The following is a 19,103-nucleotide window of genomic DNA, read 5'->3' on the forward strand; positions in this document are numbered from 1 at the left end:
GTCGTGCCGGTGTCCGGGCCGATCGTCATGGCGTGCCTCTCGGAAAGTCGATGGGAGCGGTCCGGAGCCGCCGTCCCCTGTGCGGCGGCTCCGGACCGAAGGGGCGGGTCAGGCGTGGACGACGCTGCCGTTCACGGTGGTGAGCGGCTTGTCCGCCAGGCCCAGCTCGCCGGCCCTGTCGAGCAGCTGCTGGAGCTGCCCCGAGTCGGCCCCGCCGGTCTTCATCAGCTTCAGCAGCAGCGCCGAGACCGTCAGGTTCTGCACGTCGGCCGTGGAGACCGAGCCGAGGATGCGGCCCAGGTCGTCGGTGAAGCGGGACGTGCCCTCCAGCCAGGGCCGGGCCAGTGCCTGTGCGGTCTCGGAGTGCTGGACGAAGCCGTCGACGCTCTTGCCGAGCGCGATCGAGGAGACCAGCCGGTCGAAGAAGACCGACTCACCGCCGACGATGTTGATGTCGGCGCTCTCCAGACCGGTGGCGAGCACCGTCGCCTGCGCTTCAGCGACCTGCCGCTGCACGTCGAGCCCGGCGAGGCGGATCTCCTTGTCCGCCTGCACGCGCAGCCGGTACTCCTCGTGTCCCCGCGAGGCGTCGTCGAGGGCTGCCATGGCTGCGGCCTTCTCGGTCAGTCCCTCCGCCTCGGCCTTGAGCTTCTCGCCGATGGCCGCGGCCTCCGCCATCGCCCGGGCCTGCGCGCCCTCCGCCTCGGCCCGCAGCCGAGCCTCCGTGGCGGCGGCCTCCGCACGGCCGGCCTTCTCGATGACGTCGGCTTCCTTGTCGCGGACCTGGACGGCGGCGAGCCCTTCGGCAGCCGCCTCGGCCTGGATGCCCTCGGCGAGGCGGAGCTTGGCCTGGGCGTCGAGGTCGGCCGTCTTCAACCGGGCCTCGGCCAGCGTCAGTTCCTCGGTCGCCCGGTGCGTGGCGGCCTGCTCGGCGGCCTCGGCGGCCTTGATGTCCTTGACCAGCTTCTCCTGCGCCTCGGCCTCGGCGGCGATGATCACGGCCTGCCGCTGCCGCTCCGCCTCCTCCACGGCCCGCAGCTTCTTGATGGACTCCTCCTGCTCGGCGACCGTGCGGTCCACGGCGACGCGCTCGCGGATGACCTCGGCGATGTCCCGCTTCTCCGCCTCGACCTCCTTCTCGGCGGCGATCCGGGTCAGCTGCGTCTCGCGTTCCCGGCCGATGACTTCGAGGAGCCGGTCCTTCTCGATGCGCTCATTCTCGATGGCGATGACCCGCTCGCGGTTCTTCGCGGCGACGGCGATCTCACGGGCCTGGTTCTCGCGCTGCACGCCGAGCTTCTCCTCGGTGGCCAGGAAGGCTCCCTGGGCCCGCAGCCGCTCCTCCTCCACCACCCGCGCCGTCTCGGCCTCCTCCCGGGCCCGTACGGTCGCGATCTCCCGCTTCTGCTTGATCTCCGCGTCCGCCTGCCGGCGCTCCAGCTCCAGGATGGCCTCGCGGGCGTCGACGTTCTGCCGGGTGATCTCCTTCTCCTCGGTGCGCTGGAACTCGTTGGTGCGCACGTGCTCCACGGCCGTCAACTCGGTGATCTTCCGGATGCCCTGGGCGTCGAGGACGTTGGCCGGGTCGAGCTGGGCGACCGGCGTCTGCTCCAGGTAATCGATCGCCGCGTCCTCCAGGTGATAACCGTTGAGGTCGACGCCGATGACCTCGATGATCCGGTAGCGCAGCTCCTCACGCTTGGTGTACAGATCGGTGAAGTCCAGCTGCTTGCCGACGGTCTTCAGCGCCTCGGAGAACTTCGCGTGGAACAGCTCCTGCAGCGTGTCCCGGTCGCTCGCCCGCGCGGTGCCGACGGCCTGCGCGACCTTGATCACGTCCTCGACCGTCTTGCTGACCTTCACGAAGAACGTGATCCGGATGTCGGCCCGGATGTTGTCCTGGCAGATCAGACCGTCCTTGCCGGTCCGGGTGATCTCGATGGCCTTCACCGAGATGTCCATCACCTCGGCCTTGTGCAGCACGGGCAGCACGACCTGCCCCGTGAAGGTCACATCGACCTTCCGCAGCTTGGAGACGATCAGCGCCTTGCCCTGCTCCACCTTGCGGAACAGCCGCGAGACGAGCAGTACGGCGAGCAGGGTGACGGCGACGAGCACGCCGGCGCCCAGGAGGATGACAGTCATGACGAACGTCCTTGAGGCGTGAAGGAAAACGAGGCGTGAGAAGGCCGGCCGCGGGGGCCGACGGCGGTACCGCTCAGACGGCGTGGTCCACGTGGTCCCGTGCCCGGGCTGACCGGCCGTGATCGGGCGGCGCGGGTTCGTCGGGGAAGAGCCGGTGCAGGGGACGCACCAACAGGCGGGTCAGTCGCCATGCAAGGGGCAGGGCCGCCAGGGGCAGGGCCATGCGCAGCAGCCCGGTCGCGGGAGACGGCGGCGCGCACACGGCAACCAGAAGGACGCCCCCTACACTCAGGACCCATGCCACGGCCGTCAGTGCGGAGACGGCCACCGCCACGGGTACGCCGTCCATGCCCCAGGCACGGAGGTTCGCGTCCGCGTCGAAGGTGCCGACCGAGGTGAAACCCGCGGCGACGAGGAGCCAGAAGCACAGCAGGACGACCAGGGCTGTGGTCAGCAGGATCGTGGGCGGGCCGGAGACGACCGACAACACGGTCCGCATGCCGTACCCCCCTGTCCTGTCCGCACTGCCGTCACTCGCGCTCGGCGGCGCACCGTTGCGCGGGTCCCGGTGCCGGACACCTGCCGGTGTCCGGCACCGGGATCCCCCGTAGTGCTCCCCGCGGCCCATCCTGCATCGCGGGCGCCCGCCCGCGCATTGCCGGATTCCGGCAGCGTTGTCTAGGGTCTGCATGCCGGGCGGCCGCTAAGAATCCGTCAGCGGCGTGTCAAGAACTCGGGGGCGGCATGGCGGAGTTGGAAGTTCCGGTGGAGTATCTCGAGGGCTATGCCCGGATACTGGCCGAGGTCGCGGCCACCGGGCGGCGCCTCACCCGGGAAGAACTCGCCTCACGTCGGATGCTCGGGGAGCAGGCGGCCGAAGCCGGTTACGGACTGAGGGCCCTGGTCAGCGCCCATCTGACCGCCGCCCGCTCGGCCTGGCCTCCCGGCCCCACCTCGGCCGACACCGTCCTGGCCGCCGTGCAGCAGGCGACGGACGCCTTCGCCGAGGGCTTCGAGCGCGCACAGCGCCAGGCCGTACGGCAGGAGGAGGCCGCACGCCGCGAGTTCATCGACGATCTCCTCTACGGCCGCAGCGACCTCGGACGCCTCGCCGAACGTGCCGAACGCTTCGGTCTGCGCCTTTCGCACGCTCATGCCGTCGCCGTCGCCGAGGGCCCGACCGCCTACGAAGAGGGCGATCCCGTCCCCCGCCAGGTGGAACGCGCCCTCATCGCACGCTTCGGCGACCGCAGCATCCTGCTCACCACCAAGGACGGCCGGCTGCTGTGCATCGCGCCCGGTCCCCAGGACGAGGTCCTCGCCCACTTCGCGAAGCAGGCCCATGCCGCCACCGACGGCGGCCGGGTCGCCATCGGCCGCCCCCAGCCCGGCCCCGGCGGGGTCGTCCACTCCTACGAGGAGGCACTGGGCGTCCTGGAACTCGCCGGGCGCCTGGAACTGGAGGACCCCGTCCTGCGCGCGGCCGACCTGCTCGTCTACCCCGTCCTCACCCGCGACCGGCAGGCCATGGCCGAACTCGTCATCAACGCCCTCGGCCCGCTCACCACGGCCCGCGGCGGCGCCCAGCCCCTGCTGGACACCCTGACCGCCTACTTCGACTCCGGCTGTGTGGCCGCCGAGGCCGCCCGCCGCCTCACCCTGAGCGTGCGGGCCCTGACCTACCGGCTGGAGCGCATCCACAAGCTCACCGGGGCCAACCCTGCCGATCCGGCCCACCGCTACATGCTGCAGACCGCGGTGATCGGCGCACGGCTGCTGGACTGGCCCGCCCAGGACCTGTGACGCGCCCTCGCGGACGGCGTCAGGCGCGCGCGAGTTCGGCCGCGCCGAAGGACACGTCGAAGCGGTCGCACCAGATGCTCACGCTGGTGTACCGGGACGGGTCGACATCGGCGGGCACGGTGTAGTTCTGACTCCCCTTGTTGCCCTTGAGCTTGCCCAGGCTGACATACGCCCCGTCGTCGAAGACGTGCCAGCCGGCCCGCCCCTCCTTCACCGGCGCGTCGGTCAGCCACACGCGCAGATCCGGGCCGTTGCTGGTGTCGAGGTCCTCCAGGCGTACGACGTGGGAGCCGTCGGGGAGCCGTACGAGCTTCACGCTGCCCGAGGTGGCGTGCTCGTGGCTGATCAATGTGCCGCCCGCCAGCGTCCTGGGCCGGGGAGCCGGGGAAGGGAGCGCGGAGGGCGCTCCGCCCTCAGGGGCCCTCGGGGCCGCAGCGCTGGGCAGTGCCTCCTGCACGGTTTCGTCCTGCCACAGCTTCCACGGCTGGAACCAGTACAGCCCCAAGCCGACACCGGCGACCGCAACCACCAGCACCACGATGACCCACGACCTCCCCCGCGTCTTGCGTCCACGCCTCATACCCGCCTCGATTCCTGAGTGCTTCATCCGGTTCATTCAACGGGGCACAGGGGGCGGCGCGTACCCCGACGCGAATGACGGAAGTCTTACGTCGCCGCGGCGCCCACGAGCCCGGCCGTCTTCTCGATAGATGTCCGATGAACGGACTTCCGGTTTCGCATAACGGTCCGATATCGCTCGCTGGCATTTTCGACCGTAACTACGAGTCATGTGACATGCATCACTAAAAGCTTGGCAAAGACCGTGGTAGAACTGCGCAACTCCGCAGGTGAAACCGCTCGACACCACAGCGCGGAGCGGTCGGCATGCACCGGCAGCACGACCAGGGCGATCACGATCCGCATCCACAGTCAGCCCATTCAGCGTCGCCGATCGGACAACGGCGTTCGTTCCGAGACCGCACATCGACCGGCGGCACGTCCTCAGTGCCCCGGGCTCGCACCATCGAGGTAGCCACTGTGTCACTCGACTCCGTCACCCAGAACGTCGACGAAGCCGTCAGCGATTTCTTCGAACCGATAGCCAACTGGCTCGGGGATGTCGTCTTCTACGCGGTTCCCGTCGGCGGAACAGACCTTCCCCTCATCGTCGCCTGGCTCGTCGTCGCCGGTCTGGTCTTCACCGGCTGGTTCGGGTTCGTGCAGGTCCGCAAGTTCAGACTCGCGCTCGACGTGGTGCGCGGGAAGTACGACGAGAAGGGGTCGGCCGGCGAGGTCAATCACTTCCAGGCGCTGACCGCCGCCGTCTCCGGCACGGTCGGCCTCGGAAACATCGCCGGTGTGGCCGTGGCCGTCTCCATCGGCGGACCCGGCGCCACGTTCTGGATGATCCTGTGCGGCCTGCTCGGCATGGCCACCAAGTTCGTCGAGGTCACCCTCGGTGTGAAGTACCGCGAGGTGCACGCCGACGGCACCGTCTCCGGCGGCCCGATGCACTACCTGCCCAAGGGCCTCGCCGACCGCTTCGGCAACGGCGGCGCCAAGCTCGGCAAGGTCCTCGCCGTCCTGGCCTCGATCATGGTCCTCTTCTTCGGCCTGTTCGGCGGCAACCTGTTCCAGACCAACCAGAGCTACGCGCAGATCTCCTCGACCTTCGGCGGCGAGGACGGCTTCCTGGCCTCCTCCGCAGGCGCCGTCCTCTTCGGCTTGGTCGTCTCCGCGCTGGTCGGTCTCGTGCTGCTCGGCGGCATCCGCTCCATCGCCTCGGTCACCAGCCGGCTGGTGCCCGCGATGGCCGCCATCTACATCGTGGCCTGCCTGGTCGTCATCCTGAGCAACGTCACCGCCGTCCCGGACGCCTTCCAGACCATCCTGCAGGGCGCCTTCGAGGCAGACGGCGTCGCGGGCGGTGTGCTCGGTGCCCTGATCATCGGCTTCCAGCGGGCCGCGTTCTCCAATGAGGCCGGTCTCGGCTCCGCCCCGATCGCCCACTCCGCGGTCAAGACCAACCACCCCGCGAGCGAGGGTCTGGTCGCCCTGCTGGAGCCGTTCATCGACACGGTCGTCATCTGCACCATGACCGCGCTGACCATCGTCATCGCCAACCCGGCCAGCTGGGGCGAGGCCCGAGAGGGCGAAAGCATCGGCGGCGTCACCATCACCTCCGACGCCTTCGAGACCGTCCTGCCCTGGTTCCCGGCCGTGCTCACGATCGCGGTGCTGCTGTTCGCCTTCTCCACGATCCTGACCTGGGGCTACTACGGCCTCAAGGCCTGGTCGTACCTGTTCGGCAAGAGCAAGGCCAGCGAGATGATCTTCAAGGTCGTCTGGAGCCTGTTCGTGGTCCTGGGCGCCCTGATGTCCCTCGACTCGCTGATCAGCCTGGCCGACTCCGCGCTCTTCCTGCTGTCGGTCTTCAACATCATCGGCCTGTACCTGCTCGCCCCGGTCGTCAAACGCGAGCTCGGCTCCTTCCTGGAGTTCGTCCGCGCCCGCAAGGCCGGCGACAGCAGCGACAGCGACGAAGACCAGGAGTCGGTGAAGACCACCGTCTGACCGCCCCCCGGCGGCCCGGCTCCGGTACGGGCCCGTCCCCACCTCGCGCCTTGGTGGGTACGGGCCCGTACGCCTGCCGCCCACGACCGACCACCGCGCCACGACCCGCCCGAACAGGTCACCGGGCTCACTGCCTGCCCGTTCGCGGCGAACGAGGTGGGGGTGGGCCGACGGACCCGCTCCGGTTAGGGTGTGAAGAACGCGTCAATGAGACGCGGGGTGTGCCGGGAAGTCTGGTCGGCGTCCGCAGGGCCGTGTGCCCGTTTCCCCGACACCCCGGAGGTTCGCCCCTTGGCCGCCACCCCGCCCCGTAGCCCGTTCCTCGGTCTCCTCTCCTGGCCGGAACGGCAGGCAGTGGCCCGGGCCCTGCGCACCGAGACGGTGGGCGGCCTCGTCCTGCTGGCCGCCGCGGTGGTCGCGCTGGTGTGGGCGAACACCCCGCTCAGCAGCGCCTACGCCACCATCCGCGACTTCCACTTCGGGATACCCGCGCTGGGCCTGGATCTCTCGGTCGGCCACTGGACCTCCGACGGACTGCTGACCGTCTTCTTCCTGGTCGCCGGGATCGAGCTGAAGCGGGAACTCGTCGTCGGCTCGCTGCGCACCCCGGCGACGGCGGCACTGCCCGTCATCGCCGCCGTGTGCGGCATGGCCGTACCCGCCGCCTTCTACGCCGCCACGGTCGCGGCCGGCGGCGGGAGCGTGGACGGCTGGGCGGTGCCGATGGCCACCGACATCGCCTTCGCCCTGGCCGTACTGGCTGTCATCTCCACCCACCTGCCGACCGCCCTGCGGGCGTTCCTGCTGACCCTCGCGGTCGTCGACGACCTCGGCGCGATCCTGATCATCGCCCTCTTCTTCACCGCGGACCTCAACTACTGGGCGCTCGCGGGGGCGTTCGCCGGGCTGGTCGTCTTCTACGTCCTGCAGAGGCAGCGGGTGCGGGGCTGGTGGTGGTACGTGCCACTCGGGGTGGCGATCTGGGCGCTGCTCTACAACGGCGGCGTCCACGCCACCGTCGCCGGGGTCGCCATGGGCCTGATCCTGCGCACCGTCCGCGACAAGGAGGAGAGCGCGTCACCCGCGGAACGCACCGGACATCTGCTGCACCCCCTCTCCGCCGGCCTGTGCGTGCCGCTGTTCGCGCTGTTCGCCGCCGGCGTCAGCGTCTCCGGCGACGCACTGGGCAAGGTGTTCACCACCCCGGAACCCCTCGGTGTGATCGCCGGGCTGGTCGCGGGCAAGATCCTCGGCATCTTCGCCGGAACCTACCTCGCCGCCCGCTTCACCCGCGCACGGCTGAACCCGGACCTGGCCTGGGCCGACGTCCTGGCCCTGGCGGCCCTGGCCGGCATCGGCTTCACGGTCGCCCTGCTCATCGGCGAGCTGGCCTTCCCCGGCACGGCCGTCGGCGAGCACGTCAAGGCCGCCGTCCTGATCGCCTCGGTCACCGCAGCCCTGCTGGCCACCGTCCTCCTGCGCCGCAGGAACACCCTGTACCGGCGCCTGTACGAGGAAGAGAACCTCGACGAGGACGCCGACGGTATTCCCGACATCTACCAGCGCACGGCGTCCGGCAGCACATGACCTGACCGCCGCCGCGCCGTCACCCGGTCACAAGCGGCACGAACCGCTTTCCCGGGGCCGCCGCCGACACTCTGCTGCCGGGCGGCGAGTGCATCCGGTTCCAGGCCATGAGGCGACCCGTTCGTCGTCCGAGCAATGCTCGCGTCGCTCACGAAGCATCCGCCGCACACCGGGTGGTGATCGTGAAGGACGAGACGGAGGCTGGAGCCATGACAGTCGATGTGACGGTCGAGCGCGTCATCCCGGTACCGCCCGAACACGTGGCGGCGTACGCCATGGACTGGCGCCACGACGCCGACTGGACCCAGGGCATCCGCACGGCGCAGCTCACCACGGAGGCGGCGGGCGGCGGCTTCGGCGTCGGCGCCGAGGTCACCCGTACGGCGTACTTCGTGGGCCGGCGCATCGACTACGTCCTGCGGGTCGCCGCGTACGATCCGCCCCGGCTGCTGGACATGGTCTCCGTGGCCGGTCCTATGCCCATGCACGTCACCTACACCTTCGGGCCCCACCCGAGCGGGACGCACGCCCGCATCCGCGTGCGGGGCGGCCCGGGCGGCTTCTACCGACTGGCGGCGCCGCTGCTGGCCCGGCGGGTCCGCGGCAACCTCGCCAAGGACCTGCGCGACCTCGAAGCAAGGCTCGTGGCACAGAGATGAGACGGCGATGACGTACGGCGAAGGACTCGCGCAGCGAATCCGGAAGCAGTGCAGGGCCGCCCCCGAGATCACCGAGCAGCACATGTTCGGCGGGGTGGCGTTCCTGTGCCGGGGCAACATGGCCGTGGGCGTCACCTGCAACGACCTCCTGGTCAGGGTCGGTCCCGACGGGACCGCCGCGGCACTCGCCCGGCCGGGGACCCGCGTCTTCGACATGAACGGACGCCCGATGCGCGGCTGGATCGTGGTCGACCGCGCCGCGGTCACGGAAGACGACACGCCGCGGTTTCGGCGCCGCCTGCCGCGCCGGGCTCAGCGCGGCGACCGCCGACGTCATCTGCTTCTGTGACTGCGACGCCTCCCTCGACCCGGCACTGCTCGCGCCCTTCGTACGGGATGTGCGTGCGGGTGCCGCCGACGTACTCGGGCGCAGGCGGCCCGGCGGTCGCGGCGCGTGGCCCGCGCACGCCCGCGCCGGCAACCTCGCGCTCAGCCTGCTGCTGCACCGCCGCACCGGCCTGCGTCTGCGCGACCTCGGCCCCCCGCGCGCCGCCCGCCGGGAAGCCCTGCTCGCCCTCGACCTCACCGACCGGCGCAGCGGCTACCCGCTCCAGAGGGTGGTGCGCGCCGCCGACGCGGGCCGGCGCATCACCGAACAGCTGGCCCGGTGCCGGGGGGGTGACGCGCCCATGACCACGACGCCTGCCGCCTGGGCCGTCGCCGACCCGTACGCCACCGCCCTGCGCACCGGCCGTGGCCCGCTCTTCCTGCGGCGCGCCGACGGCTGGCTGCTGCCGCTCGACATCGAACGATGGTGCGCGCACGCCGACCCGGTCGACCGGGACGTACTGGACCGGTGTGAGAACGCCGTGCTGGACGTCGGCTGCGGACCCTCGGGCTGCTCGTCGCGGAACTCGCCGCGCGCGGCCGGACCGTCCTCGGCATCGACGTCAGCGAGACCGCCGTCCACCACGCCGTACTCCGCGGGGTCCAGGCGTTGCGGCGCTCCGTCTTCGGCTCCCTGCCCGGCGAGGGCCGCTCGGACACCGTCCTGCTCATGGAAGGCAACGTCGGCATCGGCGGCGATCCGCACGCTCTGGACCGGGTGGCCCGGCTCCTCTCCCCCTCCGGCCTGTTGATCGCCGAGGCCGCGCCGGTGGACATCGACGAGCGGGTCGAGGTGCAGGTCGTCGACATCATCTACAGCTGTGGATCGGGGGACGCGTTTCCCGGGGCACGGCTGGGCGCCCCGGCCTTGCTGCGACACGCACGCAGGGCCGGATGGCGGGCCGTCGGTCAGTGGACGGCCGGGGGGCGCTGCTTCGTCGCCCTGCGCAGCCGCAGCGCCAGCAGCAGCGCCGATGCTCCGAAGAGCACGGCGGTGATCAGCAGCCATCGGGCCAGGAAGCCCTCCGGGGACAGTCCGGTGCCCAGGCGGTAGCGCCGGTCCATCGTCCCGCTGATCAGCGGGAACCACACCAGCAGAAGCAGGCCGGACAGCGCTGCCGGGACCCGGACGTACATCGCCCACTCCCGTCGTCCTGCCGCGCCGAGCCCTCGGACGACGGCCCGGTCCGCCACCGCGTACAGCGGCAGCAGGGCGAGGTCGTGCAACAGCGCCGCCCCCACGAACCACACCGCCACCCCGAACCAGTCGTCGGCGAGGAGGCGAACGCCCGCGTAACCGGCGAAGGCGAACGAGGCGGCGAGCAGCAGAAGCTGGAAGGGACTTCCGACAGGGATCCGCGATCGGAACGTCAGTCGAGGCATCGGTCGGCTCATCAGTCGGGGCATCAGAGGTCTCCGAACGTCATGCGGGCCACCCACTTGGTGTTCAGCACGCCGGGCGCCGCGGGCACGATGATCCGCGCCGGGAAGCCGTGGTCGGGGGACAGGTCCTCGCCGTTGACGTACAGGGCGAGCAGGGAGCGCGGGTCGGCGACCTGGTTGGCCCGCAAGGCGGTGCGGCGGAAGGCGCCGCGCCTCTGGAGGGACTCGACGAGCACGTCCGGCGGATCGCCGTCGTACCCGACGAGCCCGGCGAGGTCGCGCAGCCGCACACCGCGCCACCACTGGTCGGAGGTCGACCAGCCCTCGACGCAGGCGATGGGCAACGCCGCACTGTGCAGGGGAAGCCGGGCCAGCCCGGCGCGGCTCAGTCGGACGGTGCCGGTGCGCCCGGTCACGACGAGGCGCCAGGCGTCCTCGGCCGTCTCCGCCGTATCGATCCCGGCGTATCGGGCCGTCTTGTTGATCTGGAAGCCGTTCGGGCCGCTGCCGGGGTCGGCTCCGCCGTGCGGGGCCAGCAGGGCGGTGCGCCGCAGCAGCCCGTCGAAGCTCTGCCCGACCGTGGTCGCGAACAGCAGCAGCGAGCCGCCCCCGACGAACCACAGGGCACCGCGCCGGGAGACGGTCGGCCGGTCCGGGCGCGGGGAGACCAGGTCGTCCTTCTCCTCCCCCAGGTGTCGCAGATTGCGCAGCGCCACAGGCGTCTTCAGTACGACGTGGACGACGAACGCGGAGAAGAAGACCCATGCCCCGTAGAAGTGCAGGGTGTAGAAGGAGCCCGGGAAGATGTAGTCCAGCTGGATGTTGAGCACACCCGTCACGAACTCGAACAGCGCGCCGCCCACCAGCAACAGCAGCGAGACCCTCTCCAGCGCGTGCGCGAGCGAGCGGGCCGGCGGAAGCGCGAACAGCCTCGGGACCACCGACCACAGCTTGGCCAGCAGCACGGGGATCAGCGTGACACCGAGCGTGACGTGAACACTCTGGTTGAGCCGGTACAGCCAGTGCGGGTCGGTCGGCCAGGCGAAGAGGTAGAAGCCGAGAATCCCCTTGTCCGGGGTCTTGTCGTTCACCGGCGACAGGTTCGGGTTGTAGGCGGCGTAGGACACCAGCCCCGTCACGAACAGCACCGTGATCCCGCCGAGCAGGACGACGCCCAGCACCGAGGTCAGCCACGGGCCGCGCAGAGGGCTGCGCCAGAAACCCGGCGAGGAAGGAGACCGTGTCATGGCTCGACCGTAGGTCCGGCACACCCCCGGAACGGCCCCGCGACCCATGTCGAAACGCCGACATCCGGCCCGGACGGAGGCACTTCCCCCATCGCCCGGCCTAACGTGCGGATGTGACCCGCCCCCTCCTCCACGACCTGTACGCAGCCCTGGCAGCCGCCCTCCTCGTCACCGCGGCCGTATTGGTCGGACGGAACATCCAGCACTCCCACCACACCCTGTTCGTCAACTGGCCACCACTGCTCGCCACTTGGGACCCACACGTCGGCCCCGGCACCCTGGCCGCCTTGCTCCTGGCGGCAGCCGTGGTGGCGTACGGCCCGGTCCTCGCCGCCCGCCTGCCCTGGCGGGCCCTCCTCACGACGGCATGGGCGACGGCAACGGGCTGGATCGCCTGGCTCGCCCTGACGGACGGCTGGCAGCGGGGCTGCGGCGGACGGGCGCCGTGCTGCTCCGGCGGCGCACGGAACCCCCCGAGCATGTCCGCCTCGCCCTACTCGTGTCCGCGGCCCTCCTCGCCCTCCTGGTCGCCGACCTGTCCGGCATGAGCAAGGCCGAGACCGAACGCATCTGGCTCCCCTTCGCGGTGTGGCTGCTGCCGGCCTGCGCGTTCCTCACCCGTCCCCACGCCTGGCTCGCCACCCAGGCGGTGCTCGCACTCCTCCTCAACCATCTGCTGCTCACCGGGTCGTGACACCCACGAGGCAGCGCCGAATCAGGCACGGCGTCACGGCGAACCAGGTGATCGTCGCTGTCGGGCCGGCCCTCGTGGTCAGCGAAGACCCGGTCGGCCATCTCATCAACCCGATCCAGCAGGATTCTCGACCCGGTGGTCTTCGCACGGACGGAGACAGCATCCGAGAATCACGCGACGGCCTTCCGCCCGGCGCCACCCACGCTGACACGTTTACGCAGTTCAGCGCACTCTTCCCCGTGGTTTCAATGGCACCGGCGGCAGTTCCGGTGCGGGCAGCGGATCCCCGTCGTACCCCTTCACCTCCCCGAACCGCGCCCCCTCCATCCAGTCCCGGCGCGCCTGTACGATCTCTTCCTGAGATCGCCCGATCCAGTTCCAGAACATGATCAGTTCCTCCTCGAAGGGTTCGCCGCCCAGGAGCATCAGGCCCGCGTCCGACTCCGCCCGCAGGGGCAGTTCGGTACGGCCGCAGCCGAGGTAGAGCATGGAGCCGGGGAGGACGGGGACGCCGTCGACGTGGGCCTCGCCGGACATGGACAGCACGGCGTACTCGAAGTCCGGTTCCAGGGGGAGGCGTACGTCCGCGCCCCGGGTCAGGGCGAGGTCGGCACCGACGATCGGGGTGTAGGCCGTGCCGGGTGACGTCGCGCCGTCGAGGTCGCCGAGGATCAGCGTCGCCGTGACGCCGGGTGCCGTGACGACCGGCAGGTCGGCGTGGTGTTCGAAGCGCGGGTCGGTGTGGCGGTGGCTGTCGGGGAGCGCGACCCACAGCTGTGCGCCGTGCAGGAAGCGGGCGTGCGAGCGCGGGCTCTCCTCCGAGTGGCTGATGGCCCGGCCGGAGGTCATCAGGCCGAGTTCGCGTGGGCGGATCGTCTGGAGGCTGCCCGTGGAGTCGCGGTGCAGCACCTCCCCCTCGTGCAGCCAGCTCACGGTCTGCAGACCCATGTGGGGGTGCGGCGGCACCTGCATGCCGGGCTCGTCGGCGATGTCGTCGGGGCCGTAGTGGTCGACGAAGCACCAGGCTCCGACCATGCGGCGGCCGAGATTGGGCAGCAGCCGGCGGACCTCGCTGGACTCACCCAGCTTCACCCGGCGAGGGCTGAGGAGTTCACGCACCGGCTCCGCCACCACGAAGCCACGGCCACCGCACAGGGAGGGTGCCGCTTCGCGCTCAAGATTGCTCATGGCGCACAACCTAGCCCGGCACCGGGGCCCCCGTCAGCGTCACGTTCGGGCCGCGCCGCGAGTGTCCCGTCGGCGTCTCCTCGACCGCCCGTCGGCGGCCCGTCCATGTCCCGTCGGCCTCCCGTCGGCCTCCCGCCGGCATCTCGTCGGCCTTCCCCTCGGGGGCCCGTCTGTACCCGCGCAAAATAGTAGCCATGTACATAGTAACTATGTACTGTATCTACCATGGGCAACGGTTCCGAGGGCGCGACGCCCGGCTTCCTGGTGTGGCGGCTGTCGATGAAGTGGCGGGTCGCGGTCGACCGCGCGGTGGCCCCGCTGGGCCTCACCCACGCGCAGTACTCGCTGGTCGCGTCGCTGTACGGCATGCGGCACTCCGGCGAACGGCCCAGCCAGCGCCGCCTCGCCGACCTCACCGGCCTCGAGCCGCTCTACGTGTCGAAGCTGGCCCGTGCGCTGGAAACCGCCGGTCTCCTGGAGCGCACCAAGGACCCCCGCGACCCGCGCGCGGTGCAGCTGGCCCTCACCGAGCAGGGTCGCGAGGTCACCCGGCGGGCGATCGACGTCGTCCACGGACTCCTCCAGCAGCTCCTCGACCCGCTCGGCGGCCTCGACAGCGCGCGCACCCGGGAGTTCAAGCGCGAACTGACGGCCCTGCTCGACGCACCTCTTGATCCCTTCAGCGAGCACGAGACGGAGCAGTCATGACCACCACCACGCCCCTGGTCAACCCCCGTGACATCGCCCTGGCCCACTACGCCGGCCGCGCCGTCCTGGAGACCGTGCTGGCCCGGCACGGCATCACCTTCCAGCAGTCCGTCACCCTCCGGCTCTCCGCCGTCGCCGACGGCCCGGTCGGCCGCGAGCAGCTCGTCGACGGTGTCACCGACGCCCTGAAGACCGACGCGGCCGAGGTGCACCGCGTCGTCGACGAGCTGATCGCCGCGCAGCTGCTGACTCCCGACGGGGCGTCCGACGTGCGGATCACGGACACCGGGCGCGAGCGGTACGCCACCACCTCGGGCGAGACGGCACCCATCACCGCCCGGATCCACGACGGCATACCGGCGGAGGACCTGGCCGTGACGGGCCGGGTGCTGCGTCTGATCACGGAGCGGGCCGGCGCCGAGCTGGCGGAGCTGCGCCGGTGAGCCCGCTGACGTAGTGGAATATTGAACCAACAGGTTCGGTTGTCGGCCTCGAAGGAGGCCACACGTGAACACCACCCAGGACACGACGTACTACGCCCAAGGAACTCCGGCCGAGCGCTGGGAGCGCGCGCAGCTGTTCTTCGGGGCCAAGGACTACGCCTCCGCCGCGCGCGTCCTGGCCGGGCTCGTCGAGGAGGTGCCCGAGCAGACCGGGCCCCGGCTGCTCCTGGCGCGTTCCTACTACCACTCGGCCCAACTGCGTCGCGCCGAGGCCGAGTTGCGGACGATCGTCGAGCGGGACCCGGTGGAGCACTACGCCCGGCTGATGCTCGGCCGCACCCTGCAGCGGCAGAGCCGGCACGAGGAGGCGGAGTCGCATCTGCGGATCGCCTCGGCGCTCGCGGGTGACTTCGAGCAGGTCTGACCCGCGCCACGCATGAGGATGCCCGGCTCCGTGGGAGCCGGGCATCCGTGCGCCTGAGGAGCTGCTACGCGGCCGGTGTGCCATACGAGCGCCGCCCGCGCCGGTAGGCGATCTCCCCCAGCAGGATGTCGACGGCGAGGAAGGCCGCCAGCGGGATGCCGAACAGGGGCAGGAAGTACCCGAGTACGGCGATGCCCGCCAGCAACGGCACGAGGATCTGCGGAGGGACCTGCTGCCAGGCGCCGCGCGGGATCGCACGGCCGAAGGCGGTGCCGCGGCCGCGCTGCCACCACATGCGGTAGCCCCAGACGATCAGCAGGATCAGGGAGAGCGCCAGCAGCATCAGGGCGATCTGGTTGGCCAGTCCGAACAGGATGCCGGTGTGCAGGTCGATGCCCCACCGGGTGATCTTGGCGAGGACCGGGTAGTCCTCGAACCGCAGCACGTCGGTGACCTCGCCAGTGGCCGGGTCGATCGCGACGGCGTCCTGCTTGGTGGGCCAGCTGCGCTGCACCTGCTTCACGACGTACGCCGAGGTGGCGTCGGCGGGCGGCACGATCTCCACGGGATCGCCGAGCCCCTCGGCCCGCGCCGCCGTCAGGACCTTGTCCAGGCCCACACCGTGTGCGGCGTCGCCCGCCTGCCCGGCGGCCAAGCCGTGGCCGGAGTGCTCACCGCCCGCGGTGGCCGACACCGACGGGGTGGCCTGGCCCAGCGAGGTCCGCAGTTCGTCGATGTTGGCCCCGGCGTAGGCCGACCAGGTCAGACCGGTCGCCGAGAGGAAGAAGAACCCGGCCGCCGCCCATACGCCGACCGTGCCGTGCAGTCCGAGGGTGCGGCGCCGCCCCGTCGCGCCCCGCACCTTGCGCAGGGTGCGACGCCGGGAGAACCACAGCGCCAGACCACCCGCCGAGATGACCCACAGCCAGCTGGCCGCCAGCTCGCTGTACAGCCGGCCCGTCTCCCCCAGGTGCAGATCCCGGTGGAACTCGTCGATCCAGGTGCGCAGGGGCAGCGCGCCGGTGGAGCCGTACTGTTCGAGCGAGCCGCGCACCTTCGCGGTGTACGGGTCGACGAACACGGCGAGCGTGTGGCCCTCCCCGACGCCCGGGACGCCGGACAGCATCACCCTGGTCGTCGCGTCGGCCTCCGGTGAGGGGCGTACGGCGGAGACGGTGCCCTCGGGGTGCGCCTTGCGGGCGGCGGTCACCTGCTCGCCGATCGGCAGCTTCCGCTCGCCCACGGGGACGGTCATCTCGTGGTCGTAGACGAGCTTCTCGGCCTGGAAGGAGCCGGCGTACAGCAGGCCGGTGACGGCGGCGACGAGGAGGAACGGCGCCACCAGCACCCCGGCGTAGAAGTGCAGGCGGAGGATCAGCGGGCGCAGCGGGGCCCAGCTGCTCTTCGACGGTGCCGGGGCGGCTGGTTGCGGGGCCTCGTCCGTGGTGGTCGAGGGGGCGGTGGTCATCGGCGGGCTTCTCCGGGGACGTCTTCAGGGCCGGTGCGGTGTGGGCGGTGGCCGTTGCGGTGCAGTAGTCGGGGCGGCTGGGGGTTCAGTTCCCGGGGAACATGTGTGACGTGCGTCACGCATGGGTGGGGGTGCCGTGCCATCCTGCCGCGATGGGAACCTCGAACGATCACGCACCCCTGGCCGAGCGGGTCGAGCAACTCCTCGACGGAGGTCTCCCGTTGACCATCGTCGCGGCCGGCGACCCGGTGCTGCGGCGGGGCACCGAGCCGTACGACGGCCAGTTGGGGCCCGCGCTGCCGGCCCGGTTCGTCGAGGCCCTGCGGGTGACCATGCTCGCGGCGCCCGGGGTCGGTCTGGCGGCACCGCAGGTCGGTGTGGAACTCAGGATCGCGGTGATCGAGGATCCGGCACCGGTGCCGGAGGAGGTGCGGCTCACGCGCGGGCGGGTGCCGCAGCCGTTCCGAGTGCTGGTCAATCCCGCCTACGAGCCCGTCGGCGACGCGCGGGCCGCGCTCTTCGAGGGCTGCCTCAGCGTGCCGGGCCGGCAGGCGGTGGTGGCGCGGCCCGCCGCGGTGCGGCTGACCGGGCACGACGAGCACGGACAGGCCCTGGACGAGGTGTTCGAGGGCTGGCCGGCACGGATCGCGCAGCACGAGACGGACCACCTCTTATCCGGCGTTGCAGGGAAGGCTTGCCCTGTTTGACGTTGTCGGACGTTGGCGACATGCCGCTGACGTGAGAAGAGCAGAGGCCCCGGGCTCGGCAGTGCCGCGGCCGTCGTTCGGGCGATGCGCCGCCATCATCCTGCTCAAACCGAGGATCACCGGTCGCTCCGACGAGATGGACGAGCAGTACGACGGCACCTGAGCTTCTTCGACGTCCAGGGCCTCATCCCCTGCCCCATGGGGATCACCGTCGAGACCACAGCCTCGGACCGACGAGAGAGTGACCACCGACCTGCACGTTCACCGAGGATGGCGCGCTCGAGAAGACGTACGGGACCGACCTCGTCGTCACGTTCAGCCGCAGCTTGGACGATATGGACGTCCTCGACGAAGAGGCGTACTGGACCCGCACGATCAAGTAGTCCCGCTCGGCCCAGAAACTGTGCCGCAGTTGGGCGCCCTGGCCGCGCCTCGTTCACAGCGAGTATGGGCGTCATTCCGGCCACGAACGTATGCAGACACGCCAACCTCCGCTTGCCCCATAGGTCTTGTCAACCGGTATTCACCGGTCCGCAACCCAGCGCAGCCCCCCTCCCTCCGAGCACGTTGATCAACAAGACGTGCTCTTCGTCTATTGAGGGAGGAACAGATGCGAAGACACCGGATGCACCGCGCGGGAATACTGGGAACGGTCGGCGGTCTACTCGCGGTGCTCATGGCGCCTTCCGCCCATGCCGCCCCTGCGCCGCTCACGGATCCGGCCAGGGCGGCAGCGGTTGCCGCCAAGCTCGGCGACAACCGCACCGCTGGCGTCTACTACAAGAACGGGCAGCTCGTCGTCGCGGTCACCGACCAAGCTGCTGCGGCATCGGTGCGGAGTGCAGGAGGCACGGCGGAGATCGTCCGACACAGTGCGGCTCAGCTCGACTCCATCCACTCCGAACTGGACCAACTGGCGGGCATTCCCAACACCTCGTGGGGCGTCGACCCCAGCAGCAACCAGGTGACCGTCAAGATCTACGCCGGTGTATCCGCTGCTGATCGGGCGCGAATCGAACGCGTCGCTGCGGATCAGGGAGATGCGGTACGCATCGAGAGCCGCTCGGGCAAGCTGGAGCGCACCGCCTACACAATGCGCGGCGGCCTCGGCATCGTCTCGGACGACTGGCTGTGCACCGCGGGGTTCAACGTCCAAAACAGCTCAGGTGAGAAGTTCATGCTCACCGCTGGTCACTGCATGGTCGGCGGCAACTACACCTGGTACCGGTACAGCGGCAACATCAAACTGGGGACGATGGTCGACTGGGAATACGAGCCTGGTGACTGGGCGATCATCGACTACACCAACCCTGACGTCACCCCATACGGCACGGTCCAGTACAAGGACGGCTCTGAGGGGCAGATCACGAACTCGCGGTGGGTTTCGGACGGCGAGAAGGTAAAGCGTGTGGGGACAGTCAGCCAGGACCTCGATGGCATGGTGCTCGAACCGAGCACGACCGTGAACTACACCGACGGGGCCACGCTCTATAACATGATCGAGACCAGCCTCTGCGTCAGGCACGGCGACAGCGGAGGCCCCATGTTCACTGGGACGACCGCCTTGGGCATCAACTCCGGTGGCAACTAATACTCCAGTCTGACTTCGCGATCTTGAGTCGGGTCCGGCTGGGAACGGGTACGGCCACCGCGTGATCATCGGGGGTTGTGTGGACTCCTGAAGAT

General features: G+C 70.5%; 19 protein-coding genes and 2 pseudogenes. 13 read left to right on the forward strand and 8 right to left on the reverse strand.

Annotated elements, in window-relative coordinates:
• Positions 1 to 108: 108 nt before the first annotated feature.
• Together HDC93_RS16975 and HDC93_RS16980 are read right to left on the reverse strand one after the other, a co-directional pair.
• Positions 109 to 2,145, reverse strand: a complete 2,037-nt coding sequence (locus HDC93_RS16975; RefSeq protein ID WP_185011629.1) for a flotillin family protein — start codon at positions 2,143 to 2,145, stop codon at positions 109 to 111.
• 73 nt (positions 2,146 to 2,218) lie between these two features.
• Positions 2,219 to 2,644, reverse strand: a complete 426-nt coding sequence (locus HDC93_RS16980; protein ID WP_185011631.1) for a hypothetical protein — start codon at positions 2,642 to 2,644, stop codon at positions 2,219 to 2,221.
• Between the two features lie 245 nt (positions 2,645 to 2,889).
• Here HDC93_RS16980 and HDC93_RS16985 point away from each other — a divergent pair, with 245 nt between their 5' ends.
• Entirely contained in the window at positions 2,890 to 3,948 is a 1,059-nt protein-coding gene (locus tag HDC93_RS16985) for a CdaR family transcriptional regulator (RefSeq protein ID WP_185011633.1), read from the forward strand.
• 19 nt (positions 3,949 to 3,967) lie between these two features.
• On the opposite strand, the gene HDC93_RS16990 is transcribed toward HDC93_RS16985, so the two are convergent.
• Together HDC93_RS16990 and HDC93_RS37835 are read right to left on the reverse strand one after the other, a co-directional pair.
• Complete coding sequence (locus HDC93_RS16990) at positions 3,968 to 4,528, reverse strand: DM13 domain-containing protein (protein ID WP_185011635.1); 561 nt, start codon at positions 4,526 to 4,528, stop codon at positions 3,968 to 3,970.
• A 206-nt stretch (positions 4,529 to 4,734) separates the two neighbouring features.
• Complete coding sequence (locus HDC93_RS37835; RefSeq protein WP_221516764.1) at positions 4,735 to 4,872, reverse strand: hypothetical protein; 138 nt, start codon at positions 4,870 to 4,872, stop codon at positions 4,735 to 4,737.
• A 114-nt stretch (positions 4,873 to 4,986) separates the two neighbouring features.
• Between HDC93_RS37835 and HDC93_RS16995 the strand changes: the two genes are divergently transcribed.
• The 5 genes and pseudogenes from HDC93_RS16995 to HDC93_RS17015 all read left to right on the forward strand — a co-directional run.
• A complete protein-coding gene (locus tag HDC93_RS16995; protein WP_185011638.1) occupies positions 4,987 to 6,522 on the forward strand; it encodes a sodium:alanine symporter family protein in 1,536 nt (511 codons plus the stop codon).
• Positions 6,523 to 6,813: 291 nt separating this feature from the next.
• Complete coding sequence (gene nhaA / locus HDC93_RS17000) at positions 6,814 to 8,109, forward strand: Na+/H+ antiporter NhaA (RefSeq protein ID WP_185011640.1); 1,296 nt, start codon at positions 6,814 to 6,816, stop codon at positions 8,107 to 8,109.
• A 209-nt stretch (positions 8,110 to 8,318) separates the two neighbouring features.
• A complete protein-coding gene (locus HDC93_RS17005) occupies positions 8,319 to 8,768 on the forward strand; it encodes an SRPBCC family protein (protein ID WP_185011642.1) in 450 nt (149 codons plus the stop codon).
• Positions 8,769 to 8,775: 7 nt separating this feature from the next.
• Entirely contained in the window at positions 8,776 to 9,117 is a 342-nt protein-coding gene (locus tag HDC93_RS17010) for a TfoX/Sxy family protein (protein WP_185011644.1), read from the forward strand.
• Positions 9,047 to 9,424: pseudogene (locus HDC93_RS17015) on the forward strand (glycosyltransferase); the annotation flags it as partial. The gene HDC93_RS17010 and the pseudogene HDC93_RS17015, both read left to right, overlap by 71 nt.
• A gap of 640 nt (positions 9,425 to 10,064) precedes the next feature.
• Here HDC93_RS17015 and HDC93_RS38410 read toward each other — a convergent pair.
• Both HDC93_RS38410 and HDC93_RS17025 read right to left on the reverse strand, forming a co-directional pair.
• Entirely contained in the window at positions 10,065 to 10,538 is a 474-nt protein-coding gene (locus HDC93_RS38410) for a hypothetical protein (protein ID WP_260419599.1), read from the reverse strand.
• A gap of 23 nt (positions 10,539 to 10,561) precedes the next feature.
• Entirely contained in the window at positions 10,562 to 11,833 is a 1,272-nt protein-coding gene (locus HDC93_RS17025; RefSeq protein WP_398985336.1) for a molybdopterin-dependent oxidoreductase, read from the reverse strand.
• Between the two features lie 65 nt (positions 11,834 to 11,898).
• Here HDC93_RS17025 and HDC93_RS17030 point away from each other — a divergent pair.
• A pseudogene (locus HDC93_RS17030) lies at positions 11,899 to 12,479 on the forward strand (hypothetical protein).
• Between the two features lie 222 nt (positions 12,480 to 12,701).
• Here HDC93_RS17030 and HDC93_RS17035 read toward each other — a convergent pair.
• On the reverse strand, positions 12,702 to 13,667 hold the full coding sequence (locus tag HDC93_RS17035) for a pirin family protein (protein ID WP_185011649.1): 966 nt from the start codon (positions 13,665 to 13,667) through the stop codon (positions 12,702 to 12,704).
• Between the two features lie 225 nt (positions 13,668 to 13,892).
• Between HDC93_RS17035 and HDC93_RS17040 the strand changes: the two genes are divergently transcribed.
• The 3 genes from HDC93_RS17040 to HDC93_RS17050 all read left to right on the forward strand — a co-directional run bounded on the left by HDC93_RS17040 (position 13,893) and on the right by HDC93_RS17050 (position 15,242).
• Entirely contained in the window at positions 13,893 to 14,375 is a 483-nt protein-coding gene (locus HDC93_RS17040; RefSeq protein WP_185011653.1) for a MarR family winged helix-turn-helix transcriptional regulator, read from the forward strand.
• Positions 14,372 to 14,818: a winged helix DNA-binding protein gene (locus tag HDC93_RS17045; protein WP_185011655.1), complete on the forward strand. Its 447-nt coding sequence runs from the start codon at positions 14,372 to 14,374 to the stop codon at positions 14,816 to 14,818. Before HDC93_RS17040 ends, HDC93_RS17045 begins: the two co-directional genes overlap by 4 nt.
• A gap of 64 nt (positions 14,819 to 14,882) precedes the next feature.
• On the forward strand, positions 14,883 to 15,242 hold the full coding sequence (locus HDC93_RS17050; protein ID WP_185011657.1) for a tetratricopeptide repeat protein: 360 nt from the start codon (positions 14,883 to 14,885) through the stop codon (positions 15,240 to 15,242).
• 64 nt (positions 15,243 to 15,306) lie between these two features.
• On the opposite strand, the gene HDC93_RS17055 is transcribed toward HDC93_RS17050, so the two are convergent.
• Positions 15,307 to 16,710 carry a PepSY domain-containing protein gene (locus tag HDC93_RS17055; protein WP_185011658.1) on the reverse strand — a complete coding sequence of 468 codons (1,404 nt, stop codon included), beginning with the start codon at positions 16,708 to 16,710 and terminating at the stop codon, positions 15,307 to 15,309.
• 152 nt (positions 16,711 to 16,862) lie between these two features.
• On the opposite strand from HDC93_RS17055, the gene HDC93_RS17060 reads away from it, so the two are divergent.
• The 3 genes from HDC93_RS17060 to HDC93_RS17065 all read left to right on the forward strand — a co-directional run bounded on the left by HDC93_RS17060 (position 16,863) and on the right by HDC93_RS17065 (position 19,008).
• Entirely contained in the window at positions 16,863 to 17,417 is a 555-nt protein-coding gene (locus tag HDC93_RS17060) for a peptide deformylase (RefSeq protein WP_185011660.1), read from the forward strand.
• Positions 17,418 to 17,448: 31 nt separating this feature from the next.
• Positions 17,449 to 17,580, forward strand: coding sequence for a hypothetical protein (locus tag HDC93_RS38415; protein ID WP_260419600.1), 132 nt, complete (start codon positions 17,449 to 17,451; stop codon positions 17,578 to 17,580).
• A gap of 447 nt (positions 17,581 to 18,027) precedes the next feature.
• The gene (locus tag HDC93_RS17065; protein ID WP_185011662.1) at positions 18,028 to 19,008 is read left to right on the forward strand and encodes a S1 family peptidase; all 981 of its coding nucleotides are present in this window, start codon (positions 18,028 to 18,030) and stop codon (positions 19,006 to 19,008) included.
• The last annotated feature ends 95 nt before the right edge of the window (positions 19,009 to 19,103 follow it).

The sequence above is a fragment of the Streptomyces sp. AK010 genome (genome assembly GCF_014207295.1).
In the GTDB taxonomy this organism is placed as follows: Bacteria; Actinomycetota; Actinomycetes; order Streptomycetales; family Streptomycetaceae; genus Streptomyces; species Streptomyces massasporeus.

Bases quoted from the DNA above. Each gene is read 5' to 3' on its own strand.
- HDC93_RS17060 (WP_185011660.1), top strand. From the start codon at position 16,863: ATGGGAACCTCGAACGATCACGCACCCCTGGCCGAGCGGGTCGAGCAA.
- HDC93_RS38410 (WP_260419599.1), bottom strand. From the start codon at position 10,538: ATGCCTCGACTGACGTTCCGATCGCGGATCCCTGTCGGAAGTCCCTTC.
- HDC93_RS16985 (WP_185011633.1), top strand. From the start codon at position 2,890: ATGGCGGAGTTGGAAGTTCCGGTGGAGTATCTCGAGGGCTATGCCCGG.
- HDC93_RS17040 (WP_185011653.1), top strand. From the start codon at position 13,893: ATGGGCAACGGTTCCGAGGGCGCGACGCCCGGCTTCCTGGTGTGGCGG.
- HDC93_RS17025 (WP_398985336.1), bottom strand. From the start codon at position 11,833: ATGGGTCGCGGGGCCGTTCCGGGGGTGTGCCGGACCTACGGTCGAGCC.
- HDC93_RS17035 (WP_185011649.1), bottom strand. From the start codon at position 13,667: ATGAGCAATCTTGAGCGCGAAGCGGCACCCTCCCTGTGCGGTGGCCGT.
- HDC93_RS16990 (WP_185011635.1), bottom strand. From the start codon at position 4,528: ATGAGGCGTGGACGCAAGACGCGGGGGAGGTCGTGGGTCATCGTGGTG.
- HDC93_RS37835 (WP_221516764.1), bottom strand. From the start codon at position 4,872: ATGCGGATCGTGATCGCCCTGGTCGTGCTGCCGGTGCATGCCGACCGC.
- HDC93_RS17055 (WP_185011658.1), bottom strand. From the start codon at position 16,710: ATGACCACCGCCCCCTCGACCACCACGGACGAGGCCCCGCAACCAGCC.
- HDC93_RS17005 (WP_185011642.1), top strand. From the start codon at position 8,319: ATGACAGTCGATGTGACGGTCGAGCGCGTCATCCCGGTACCGCCCGAA.
- HDC93_RS16980 (WP_185011631.1), bottom strand. From the start codon at position 2,644: ATGCGGACCGTGTTGTCGGTCGTCTCCGGCCCGCCCACGATCCTGCTG.
- HDC93_RS16975 (WP_185011629.1), bottom strand. From the start codon at position 2,145: ATGACTGTCATCCTCCTGGGCGCCGGCGTGCTCGTCGCCGTCACCCTG.
- HDC93_RS17045 (WP_185011655.1), top strand. From the start codon at position 14,372: ATGACCACCACCACGCCCCTGGTCAACCCCCGTGACATCGCCCTGGCC.
- HDC93_RS17010 (WP_185011644.1), top strand. From the start codon at position 8,776: ATGACGTACGGCGAAGGACTCGCGCAGCGAATCCGGAAGCAGTGCAGG.
- HDC93_RS17065 (WP_185011662.1), top strand. From the start codon at position 18,028: ATGCGAAGACACCGGATGCACCGCGCGGGAATACTGGGAACGGTCGGC.